This window comes from Blastococcus sp. SYSU D00695 (assembly GCF_054050555.1).
This window is the reverse complement of record NZ_JBJGZP010000052.1, coordinates 1-10792: the sequence shown is the minus strand read 5'-3', so window position 1 is coordinate 10792 and position 10792 is coordinate 1. Positions and strand designations below refer to the sequence as shown.

The window sequence follows — 10792 nt, the reverse complement described above, 5'->3', positions numbered from 1 at the left end:
GCGGGGGCCCCGGCGCCCCCCCCCCCGCCGCCCCGCCCGCCCCCCCCCCCCCCCACCCTCGCGTCCGAGACGCCGAACGGCCGGCCCCGGGAGATCCCGGGACCGGCCGTTCTGCGATGGAGTGCGACTACTCGCCGACGTGCGAGCCGGGGCGACGGCCCTGGCCGCGGTACTGGCTCGGGCGGCGCTCGGCGCCGGTCCGGCGCTCGCCGCCGTAGGGCCGGTCACCGGCGGGCCGGTCGCCGTACGACCGCTCCGACCGCTCCCGGTGGGGACGCTCGGACCGCTCGCCGGAGGACCGCTCGCCGTACGGACGGCGGGGGCGGTCGCCGTCGCGGCGGGGCCGGTCACCGTCGCGGCGCGGGCGGCGGCCGCCGGGGCCACCGTGCCCGGAGGGACGGCGGGACTCGCGCACCGGGCGCTCGACCGGCTCGACGTGCACGCCGGTGGCGACCAGCTCGGCGATGGGGGCGTCGCCCGGGCGGATCCGGCTGACCGCCGGGTCGACCTTGGCCGAGCGGAAGCGCCGCTTGGCCTGGCCCACCTGGTCGGGCAGCAGCAGCGAGACCACGACCCCCGCGGCGCCGGCGCGCGCGGTGCGGCCGGAGCGGTGCAGGTAGGTCTTGTGGTCCGCCGGCGGGTCGTAGTGCAGGACCAGCGACACGTCGTCGACGTGGATGCCGCGGGCGGCGACGTCGGTGGCGACCAGCACCGGGCTGCGGGCGTCGGTGAACGCCTCCAGCGCGCGGCGGCGGGCCGACTGCGGCAGGCCACCGTGGATCGCCTCGGCCTTGATGCCGACGGCCTTGAGGTTCTCGGCGAGCCGGTCGGCGCCGAGCTGGGTGCGGACGAACACGATCGTCCGGCCCGGGCGCGCGGCCAGCTCCTGGGTCACCGGCACCTTGTCGCGGAAGGCGACGCTGTAGGCACGGTGCTCGGCCGGCGGCGCGTCGTCGCCGGCGCGCTTGACCTCGTGGCGGGCCGGGTCCTTGAGGTAGCGCCGGATGAGGGCGTCCACCTCGCCGTCCAGGGTCGCCGAGAACAGCAGCCGCTGGGCGTCGGGCCGGGTCTGGTCGAGCAGCTCCTGCACGACCGGCAGGAAGCCCAGGTCGGACATGAAGTCGGCCTCGTCGACGATGGACACCTCGATCTCGTCGAGGGTCACCTCGCCCTGGCTGATCAGGTCCTGCAGGCGGCCGGGGGTGGCGATGACGACGTCGACGCCGCGGCGCATCTGCTGGATCTGCCGGTACATCGAGGCGCCGCCGTAGACGGCCGACACCTGGACGCCGAGGGCCTGCCCGAGCGGGGCGAGGTTGTCGTGCACCTGCTGGGCGAGCTCGCGGGTGGGCACGAGGACCAGCCCGCGCGGCGAGCGGCGGCCGCGGCCGACCTCGGCGCCGAGGCGCGCGAGCATGGGCAGGCCGAACGCGAGGGTCTTGCCCGAGCCGGTGGCGGCCTTGCCGAGCACGTCCCGGCCGGCGAGCGCGTCGGGCAGCGCGGAGGCCTGGATGGCGAACGGGTGGCGGATGCCGCGCCGCTCCAGCGCGGTCACCAGCGTCTGGGGCAGGCCCAGCTGGCCGAAGGTGGGGCCCTGCGGCTCGGCGGGGGCCTCGGTGGCGGGGGCCTCGGTGGCGGCGGCCTCGGGGGTCTCGAGGACGGGCGCCTCGGGAGCGGTGTTCTCAGGGGTGGTCTGGACGTCGACAGCGTCGAACGTGGTCAAGCGTGGGACTCCGATACAGCTCGGGCGCGTCCCGTGGCGAATGCGCGGACACCGGACCGGCGTCCTCACTGGCGGTCGATCCCGTCTCCAGACGGCGAGGACCTGCACGGATGCGCTCATGCCCGGACGGACCGTCCGGGAGGATGACCGGCGACTGCCGGCGCACCCAGGTTAGCAGCGCGACCGGTCGCGCTGTTCCCTCGCCCGGGGGTGGCCGTGGTCACCCCCGGGCAGCTCAGGCGGCCAGTTCGGCGAAGCGCGGCCGGACGATCCCGGTCAGCAACCGGGCCCGCTCGGCGTCGTCGACGAAGGCCGCGGCCAGCGCCCGCTCGGTCACCCGCTGCACGTCGGACCAGCCCCAGCCGAAGGTGGCGGCGACGTCGGCGAGCTCGCTGGTGGCGCTGACGCCGCTCATCAGCCGGTTGTCGGTGTTGAGCGTGACGGCGAACCCCGCCCGGTGCAGCCGGTCCACCGGGTGGGTGGCCAGCGACGGGTAGGCGCCGGTCTGCACGTTCGACGACGGCGCGACCTCCAGCGGCACCTGCTCCTCGAGCACCCGCCGCGCCACGTCGCCCAGCGGCCCGTCCACGGGGACCTCGTCGGCGATCCGCACCCCGTGACCCAGCCGCTCCGCGCCGGCGCCGTCGAGCGCGGCGCGGATGCTGTCGACGCCGGCGGCCTCGCCCGCGTGGATCGTGCGGTGCGCGTCGGCGCGGTCCAGCAGGGCGATGGCCGAGGGGTGCCGGTCGGGCGGGAAGCCGATCTCGGGGCCGGCCAGGTCGAAGCCGACGACGCCGGCGTCCCGGTGGCGGACGACCAGCCGGGCGACCTCGTCCCAGCGGTCGGCCTGGCGCATCGCGCACAGCAGCGCCCCGACCCGGATCGGCGTCCCGGCCGCGGCCGCCTCCGCGCTGCCGGCGGCCAGCCCGTCGAGGATCGCCTCGACCGCCTCCTCGATCGGCGTCCCGCCCGCCGTGAGCAGTTCCGGCGCCATCCGCACCTCGGCGTACACGACGCCGTCGGCCGCCAGGTCCAGTGCGCACTCGCGGGCCACGCGGCGCACCGCGTCGGGCCGCTGCATCACGCCGACGGTGTGGGCGAACGTCTCCAGGTAGCGCACCAGCGAGCCCGAGTCCGCCGCCTGCCGGAACCACGTGCCGAGCGCGGCGGCGTCCCCGGCGGGCAGGCCCCGGTAGCCGGCCTCGTCGGCGAGCTCCAGCACGGTCTGCGGCCGCAGCCCGCCGTCCAGGTGGTCGTGCAGCAGCACCTTGGGCGCGCGGCGCAGCGCCTCGGCGGTCGGCGGCACCGGCATCAGTCCAGGCCCCGGTCCTGCCAGCGGAAGGTGCGCACGCACAGCACGAGGCCGACGACGCACCAGATGCCCAGCACCAGCGCCACCCGGCCGAGCTCCCAGTGCCCGGCCGGCTCGTTGGCCGCGAGCGCGTCGGGCAGGAACACCGAGCGCAGCCCCTGGGCCATCCACTTCAGCGGGAACAGCGAGGCGATCGTCTGCAGCCAGGTCGGGACCTGGCTGAACTGGAAGAACACACCGGAGATGAACTGCAGCACCAGCGCGATCGGGGTGACCGTGGCCGACGCCGACCGTCCGTTGCGGGCCAGGGTGGACACCGCGATGCCGAGCAGGGTGCAGGCCGCCGAGCCCAGTGCGGCCACCCAGGCGAAGGTCAGCCAGTCGGTGCCCGAGGGCAGGTCGATGTCGAACACGAGCACGCCGATCGCCAGCAGGACCACGACGATCGCCACGGTGACGACGAGGACCTGCACGACCTTGCCGACGAAGAAGGCGCTCTTGGGCATGGGCGTGCCGACCAGGCCCTTGAGGGTCCCGTCGGAGCGCTCCGTGGCGATGCTGATCGCCATGTTCTGCAGGCTCGCGCCGAGGATGCCCGCCGCGATGACCCCGGCGATGAAGTACTGGGTGAACGTGACGCCGCCGCCCAGGTCGTAGTCGAGGACCGACCCGAAGACCAGCAGCAGGATCACCGGGAACATCAGCGTGAAGACGACCGACTCCCGCTGGCGGAAGAACTCCTTGAGCTCCACGCCCGCGCGGGTGCGGCAGACGCCCAGCACCGGGGGCAGGGCGCGCTGCGAGGTGGTGGTCACGCCGGGTCTCCGATCATGCGCAGGTAGACGTCCTCGAGGGTCGGCCGGGAGACGGCGAGGTCGGGCACCTCGCCGCCGAGGCGGCCGGCCAGTTCGGCCACCAGCGCCGTGGGCGTGTGGGTGTCCTGCGTGCGCCGCACGCCGTCCTCGGTCCAGCTGACGACGGCGGGCGCGCTCCCCCGCCCGCCCAGTGTCGACGGGACGGCGACCTCGACCAGCCGGCCGCGGGCGATCACGCCCACCCGGTCGGCGAGCGCCTCCGCCTCGTCCAGGTAGTGCGTGGTGAGCAGCATCGTGGTGCCCAGGTCGCGCAGCGAGCGGATCAGCGACCAGAAGTGCCGGCGCGCCTCCGGGTCGAACCCCGTCGTCGGCTCGTCCAGGAACAGCAGGGTCGGGCGGCCGATGATGCCCAGGGCGACGTCCAGGCGCCGCCGCTGACCGCCGGACAGCAGCCTCCCGCGGACGCCGGCCTTCTCGGTCAGGCCGACCAGCTCGAGCACCTCGTCGGGGTCGCGCGGGTCCGGGTAGTAGGACGCCCGGGCGCGCAGCAGCTCCCGGCAGCTCAGCTGGCTGTCCCCGGCGCCGGACTGCAGCACGATGCCCAGCTCGGACTTCCAGTGGCGCCCGCCCGTGGCCGGGTCCACGCCCAGCACGCGCACCTCGCCGCCGTCGCGCCGGCGGAAGCCCTCGCAGATCTCCACCGTCGTCGTCTTCCCGGCGCCGTTGGGACCCAGCAGGGCGAAGATCTCGCCGCGGCGGATGTCGAGGTCCAGGCCGTCGACGGCGGTGAACGTGCCGTAGCGGCGGACCAGCCCGCGGATCGAGATCGCGGCGTCGGGGTCCAGCGGGCTGTCGGGGCGCGGCGCGGCGGTGGCCGCCGGGACCGCGGTCGGACTGGTCACGGCTGCCCAGTGTGCTCCGTCGCCCCGCGTGACCGTCGCCACCCCGCCCCTGGCGGGTCGGTCACGCGGTGATCCGGTCCAGGACCAGCGGCAGCGGGCGGTCGCCGGTGTCGACGCCCACCGCCCCCTCCAGCGCCTCCAGCGCCCGCGGGATCCGGGCGGCGTCGTCGGTGTGCAGCTCCAGCAGCGGCTGCCCGGCGGTGACCTGCTCCCCCACGGTCGCCGTCCAGGTGACCCCGGCGGCGGCCGACACCGGGTCCTCCTTGCGGGCCCGGCCGGCACCCAGCCGCCAGGCGGCGACCCCGAGGGCGTAGGCGTCCAGCCGGCTCAGGGTGCCCGTGGCCGGCGCGGTGACGACGTGCCGCTCCGCGGGACGGGGCAGCGCGGCGTCCGGGTCCCCGCCCTGGGCGGCGATCATCGCCCGCCACACGTCCATGGCCCGGCCGTCGGCCAGCGCGTCGGCCGGGTCCACGTCCCCGCGCCCGGCGCCGGCGAGCATCTCCCGGGCCAGGGCGAGGGTCAGCTCGACGACGTCGGCGGGGCCGCCGCCGGCGAGCACCTCGACGGACTCGGCGACCTCGACGGCGTTGCCGGCGGCGCGGCCCAGCGGGCGGTCCATCGCCGTCACCAGCGCCACCGTGCGCACCCCGGCGGCCTCCCCCAGCCCGACCATCGTGCGGGCCAGCTCGCGGGAGGCGTCGGGGTCCTTCATGAACGCCCCCGAGCCGGTCTTCACGTCCAGCACCAGCGCGTCGGCGCCCTCGGCGATCTTCTTGCTCATGATCGAGCTGGCGATCAGCGGGATGGACTCGACGGTGCCGGTGACGTCGCGCAGCGCGTAGAGCTTCTTGTCCGCCGGCGCGAGGTCGTTGCCGGCCGCGCAGACCACGGCGCCGACCTCGCGCAGCTGCCGCAGGTAGGCCTCCTCGTGCACGTCGGCCCGCCAGCCGGGGATCGCCTCCAGCTTGTCCAGCGTGCCGCCGGTGTGCCCGAGGCCGCGGCCCGACAGCTGCGGCACGGCGACGCCGCAGGCCGCCACCAGCGGGGCCAGCGGCAGGGTGGTCTTGTCGCCGACGCCGCCGGTGGAGTGCTTGTCGGCCGTGGGGCGGCCCAGCGACGACAGGTCCTTGCGCTCGCCCGAGTCGATCATCGCCTGCGTCCAGACGGCGAGCTCACCGGGCGTCATCCCGCGGAAGAACACCGCCATGAGCAGGGCGCTCATCTGCTCGTCGGGCACCTGCCCGGCCGTGTACGCGCCGATCACCCAGCGGATCTGCTCGTCGGTCAGCGTCGCGCCGTCCCGCTTGGCGCGGATGACGTCGATCGCGTCGTGCGCGCTCACCGCTGTGCCGCCGCGGCGTCCCCGGCCGACCGCGCGGCGGCCTGCACCAGGTCGTCCGGGCCGAACGCGTCGGGCAGCACCTCCCGCATCGGCACGATGCCGAGCGACACCGTCTCGATGAGCATGTCCGCGCCGCCGTGCTCCCACAGCAGCTGGCGGCAGCGCCCGCACGGCATGAGCGGCTGCCCGTCCCCGCCCACGCAGGCCACCGCGACCAGCCGGCCACCGCCGGTGCGGGCCAGGTCGCTGACCATGCCGCACTCGGCGCACAGCCCCAGCCCGTAGGAGGCGTTCTCCACGTTGCAGCCGGTCACGACGCGGCCGTCGTCCACCAGCCCGGCGACGCCCACCGGGAAGCGCGAGTACGGCGCGTACGCGTGGGTCATCGCCTCCCGTGCGGCGGCGCGCAGCGCGTCCCAGTCGACGTCCACTAGTGCTCCCCTCGTCGCCAGACCAGACCGTCGGCCTTGGGCATCCGCAGGCGCTGGCTGGCCAGCGACAGCACCAGCAGCGTGACCAGGTGCGGCGTGAAGGACAGCAGGCTGCCGTTCGGCTCGTCGACGGTCAGGTACCCGGTCAGCGCGATCGCGGCGAACACCAGCGCCACCCCGGCCCGGACCGTGTTCCGCCGCCACAGCTGGTACGCGGCGACGACGATGAGCAGGATCGCCAGGACCAGCAGCAGGGCGACCACCGCCGACGCGCTGCGCACGAGCAGGGCGTCGGAGTAGCCGAACAGCCCCGCGCCGGCCGCCAGGCCACCCGGCCGCCAGTTGCCGAAGATCAGCGCCGCGAGGCCGATGAACCCGCGGCCGTCGGTCTGCCCCTCCCGGTAGATGTCGGCGTAGTACACCAGCGCCACGCCGCCCAGCCCGGCCAGCGCACCCGAGACGACCACCGCGATGTACTTGAACCGGTAGACCGGCACCCCGAGGGAGTCCGCGGCGTCCGGGTTCTCGCCGCAGGACCGCAGCCGCAGCCCGAACGCCGTCCGCCACAGCAGGAAGTACGACAGCGGGACCAGCAGCACCGCGCCGAAGGTGAACCAGCTGATGCCGGTGACCAGCCCGCGCAGCACACCGGCGGTGTCGCTGAGCAGGAACCAGTGGAGGTCCTCCACGTTCCGGAGCCCGTCGGACAGCAGCGGGACGGTGAACTCCGGCGCGTCCCCCTCCATCGGCGGGGACTGCGCCGGACCGCCGCCGGTCTCCTCGGTGTAGAGCAGCTCCGACAGGAAGCGGACGACGCCGGCGGCGAGGATGTTGATCGCGACGCCGGAGACCACGTGGTCGACGCCGAAGGTGACCGTCGCGACGGCGTGCAGCAGGCCGCCGGCGGCGCCGAGCACCAGCCCGCCGACGAGTGCGCCCTGCCAGCCCCACTGGTAGCCGGCCCAGCCGGCCCCCCAGGTGCCGAGGATCATCATGCCCTCGAGGCCGATGTTGACCACGCCGGCCCGCTCGGAGAACAGCCCGCCGAGCGCGGCCAGGCCGATCGGCACCGCCAGGCCCAGGGCGAGGGAGATGGTGGCCCCGTCGGTCAGCCGGTCCTGGCCGGAGATCACCCGCGCCAGGCTGAACAGCAGCATCAGACCCAGCGCCATCCAGGCCGCCCGGCGGACGGGACCGCCGCCGAGGAAGAGCTCCGCGACCGGCCCGCGGCCGGACCCCGCGGTGCCGGGGGTCGTCTGCACGGCGGTCATGCCCGGGACTCCTCGTCGCCCCGCAGCGTCGCGTCGACGCGCTGCGTCCCGTCCGGTCCCTGGGCGACCGGCCCGCTGCCGGCCGGGCCCCCGCCCCCGGTGTCCGGTGGCGCGCCGGTGGCCGCGGCCGCGCCGCGCTCGGCCGACCGCAGGGCCAGCCGCCGGGCGATCTCGTTGGCGATGACCACGGCGAGCACGATCGTCCCCTGGATGATCGTGATGACCGAGGAGGGGACGTCGGCGAACTGCAGGGGCAGCGCCGCCCTGTCGAGGAAGGCGAACAGCAGGGCGGCGACGGCGATGCCGACGGGGCTGTTCCGGCCGAGGAGCGCGACCGCGATGCCCAGGAAGCCGAGGCCGGCGGTGAACTCCGTCGAGTAGACGTAGGTGGAGCCGAGCAGCTCGGGCAGGCCGACCAGGCCGGCGACCGCGCCCGACAGCAGCATCGCCTTGACCGTCATGCTCCGGGCGTTGACCCCGCTCGCGCTGGCGGCGGACGGCGAGAGGCCGGTGGCGCGCAGGTCGAAACCAAACCGCGTCCGCGACAGCAGGACGGCCACGAGGCCCCCCACCACGACCGCGACGAGCAGGAACCCGTACAGGTCCGACCGCGGCTCCTCCAGGCCCAGCCCGGTGAGCAGGCCGGTGAGCGCCGGGACGTGCGCCGAGTCGGGCAGCGGCTCGGTGGTGACGATGTTCGCGCCCTCCTCGCTGCCGAGGAACGGGCCGGTGAGCAGGTAGGCCGTCAGCCCCACGGCGATCGCGTTGAGCATGATCGAGCTGATGACCTCGCTCACCCCGCGGGTCACCTTGAGGACGGCGGCGATGCCGGCCCAGCCGGCGCCGACGGCCATCGCCACGACGATCACGAACAGCACGTGCAGCGGCGCCGGCAGGGCGACGGCCGCACCGGCCGCGGCGGCGACCAGCGTGGCCAGCCGGTACTGCCCCTCGACGCCGATGTTGAACAGGCCCATCCGGAAGGCGATGGACACCGCAATCCCGGACAGGAACAGCGGCACCGCGCGGTTGAGGATGACGACGATCGACTGCACCTGCGCGGACGGGGTGTCCCCCAGGTTGAACATCACGCTCAGCGCCTCGACCGGGTCCTCCCCGATCAGCGCGATCACGATCGCCGAGATCACCAGGGCGACGACGACGGCGATCGCGGGCCCGAGCAGGGCGAGACCGACCCGTCGCAGGGTCTCGACCGGCCGGCGGCTCACGCCGCACCCGCCGCGGTGCGCGCGCCGGTCATGTAGCCCCCGAGGTCCTCCGGGGTGACGTGGTCGGGGTCGAGCCGGGCGACCAGCCGGCCGCGCAGCATGACGTGGAGGGTGTCCGACAGGCCGATCAGCTCGTCGAGGTCGGCGGAGACGAGCACGATGGCGAGCCCCTCGGCACGGGCCTCCTTGAGCAGCCCCCAGATCACGGCCTGCGCGCCGACGTCCACGCCGCGGGTCGGGTGGGCGGCGACCAGCAGCCGCGGCCGGGCGCTCATCTCCCGGCCCACGATCAGCTTCTGCTGGTTGCCGCCGGACAGGGCGACGGCCAGGGTGTCCGGCCCGGGCGCCCGCACGTCGTACTCCCGCATGATCCGGGCGGTGTCGGCCCGCGCCGAGCGCCGGTCGATGAACCACCCCCGCGCCGCCGGTGGGCGGGTCTGGTGGCCCAGGACCCGGTTCTCCCACAGCGGGGCCTCGAGCAGCATGCCCTGCCGGTGCCGGTCCTCGGGGACGAAGCCGATCCCGGCCTCCCGGCGCGCCCGGGTGGACCAGGCGGTGATGTCGTCGCCGGCGAGCGCGATCGTCCCCCCGGCGGGGGCGCGCAGGCCCATGATCGCGTCCACCAGTTCCGCCTGGCCGTTCCCCTCGACCCCGGCGATGCCGACGACCTCGCCCTCGCGGACGGTGAGGCTCACGTCGTCGACCAGGGCGCGGCCGTCCACCCCCGCGACGGTCACCGACGACAGCTGCAGCACCGGGGTGTCGCGCACCGTGGACGTCCGCGTCTCCGGGGTCGGGAGCTCCGTGCCGACCATCATCTCGGCGAGCTGCTTGGTCGTCGTCGTCCTCGGGTCCGCGACGCCGACGGTGGTGCCGCGGCGGATCACGGTGATCGCGTCGGCGACGCGGCGGACCTCGTCCAGCTTGTGGCTGATGAAGATGACCGTGAGCCCCTCGCGCTTGAGCTCCGCGAGGTTGCCGAACAGCTCGTCGACCTCCTGCGGGACGAGCACGGCGGTGGGCTCGTCGAGGATCAGGGTGCGGGCGTTGCGGTACAGCACCTTGGCGATCTCGACCCGCTGCCGGTCGCCCACGCCCAGGTCCTCGACGAGGGCGTCGGGGCGCAGCCCGAGGTCGTACCGCTCGGAGAGCTCGGCGATCCTCCGGCGGGCCGCGGCGCGGTCGAGCCGCCCGCGGCGCGTCGGCTCGCTGCCGAGGACGACGTTCTCCAGCACCGTGAAGTTGTCGGCCAGCATGAAGTGCTGGTGGACCATGCCGATGCCCGCGGCGATGGCGTCCGAGGGGCTGCGGAAGGAGACCTCCCGGCCGTCGACGAGGATCTGGCCCTCGTCCGGCCGGTGCTCGCCGTACAGGGTCTTCATCAGGGTCGACTTGCCGGCCCCGTTCTCGCCCACGATGGCGTGCACCTCGCCGCGGCGGACCCGCAGCTCGATGTCGCGGTTGGCCACCACGCCCGGGAAGCGCTTGGTGATGCCGCGCAGCTCGACGGCGAGTGCGGCCGCTCCGCCGTCGGCACCGCCGTTCGCCGGTGGTCCACCCGGTGCGGACATGGGCCCCTCCTCGGTACGCACCCGCGGGTGCGCGGGCCGGTCGTGGTGGTCCGGAGCCGTGGGATCGACCACGGCGCCCGGGCGGTGCGGGCGGCCTCACGCCGCCCCGCCGCATGATGACGCACTCCGGGGCTCCGCGCCGGGAGACGTCGAGCCGGACGGACCGGCGGGCCCGGGACAGGTGCTCCCGGGCCCG

Annotated in this window: 9 protein-coding genes; all 9 read right to left on the bottom strand. The window is 75.3% G+C overall.

Annotated elements, in window-relative coordinates; all coding sequences use genetic code 11:
• Window positions 1-127 precede the first annotated feature (127 nt).
• The 9 genes from ACI781_RS19015 to ACI781_RS18975 all read right to left on the bottom strand — a co-directional run bounded on the left by ACI781_RS19015 (window position 128) and on the right by ACI781_RS18975 (window position 10596).
• Entirely contained in the window at window positions 128-1723 is a 1596-nt protein-coding gene (locus ACI781_RS19015; RefSeq protein ID WP_456567697.1) for a DEAD/DEAH box helicase, read from the bottom strand.
• 235 nt (window positions 1724-1958) lie between these two features.
• The gene (locus tag ACI781_RS19010; RefSeq protein WP_456567696.1) at window positions 1959-3035 is read right to left on the bottom strand and encodes an adenosine deaminase; all 1077 of its coding nucleotides are present in this window, start codon (window positions 3033-3035) and stop codon (window positions 1959-1961) included.
• Window positions 3035-3850, bottom strand: a complete 816-nt coding sequence (locus ACI781_RS19005; protein WP_456567695.1) for an ABC transporter permease — start codon at window positions 3848-3850, stop codon at window positions 3035-3037. The genes ACI781_RS19010 and ACI781_RS19005 overlap by 1 nt, the downstream gene beginning before the upstream one ends.
• Window positions 3847-4752, bottom strand: coding sequence for an ABC transporter ATP-binding protein (locus ACI781_RS19000; RefSeq protein ID WP_456567694.1), 906 nt, complete (start codon window positions 4750-4752; stop codon window positions 3847-3849). Before ACI781_RS19000 ends, ACI781_RS19005 begins: the two co-directional genes overlap by 4 nt.
• A gap of 61 nt (window positions 4753-4813) precedes the next feature.
• Window positions 4814-6094 (bottom strand): thymidine phosphorylase, encoded by a 1281-nt coding sequence (locus ACI781_RS18995; RefSeq protein ID WP_456567693.1) that lies wholly within the window; start codon window positions 6092-6094, stop codon window positions 4814-4816.
• A complete protein-coding gene (locus ACI781_RS18990; protein WP_456567692.1) occupies window positions 6091-6525 on the bottom strand; it encodes a cytidine deaminase in 435 nt (144 codons plus the stop codon). Before ACI781_RS18990 ends, ACI781_RS18995 begins: the two co-directional genes overlap by 4 nt.
• The gene (locus tag ACI781_RS18985; protein ID WP_456567691.1) at window positions 6525-7796 is read right to left on the bottom strand and encodes an ABC transporter permease; all 1272 of its coding nucleotides are present in this window, start codon (window positions 7794-7796) and stop codon (window positions 6525-6527) included. Before ACI781_RS18985 ends, ACI781_RS18990 begins: the two co-directional genes overlap by 1 nt.
• On the bottom strand, window positions 7793-9025 hold the full coding sequence (locus ACI781_RS18980) for an ABC transporter permease (RefSeq protein WP_456567690.1): 1233 nt from the start codon (window positions 9023-9025) through the stop codon (window positions 7793-7795). Before ACI781_RS18980 ends, ACI781_RS18985 begins: the two co-directional genes overlap by 4 nt.
• Window positions 9022-10596, bottom strand: coding sequence for an ABC transporter ATP-binding protein (locus tag ACI781_RS18975; RefSeq protein ID WP_456567689.1), 1575 nt, complete (start codon window positions 10594-10596; stop codon window positions 9022-9024). Before ACI781_RS18975 ends, ACI781_RS18980 begins: the two co-directional genes overlap by 4 nt.
• Window positions 10597-10792 lie beyond the last annotated feature (196 nt).

What these genes read in the sequence shown, in the direction of transcription:
- ACI781_RS19010 (WP_456567696.1), bottom strand. Translation starts at nt 3,035, where the DNA reads ATGCCGGTGCCGCCGACCGCCGAGGCGCTGCGCCGCGCGCCCAAGGTG.
- ACI781_RS18985 (WP_456567691.1), bottom strand. Translation starts at nt 7,796, where the DNA reads ATGACCGCCGTGCAGACGACCCCCGGCACCGCGGGGTCCGGCCGCGGG.
- ACI781_RS18975 (WP_456567689.1), bottom strand. Translation starts at nt 10,596, where the DNA reads ATGTCCGCACCGGGTGGACCACCGGCGAACGGCGGTGCCGACGGCGGA.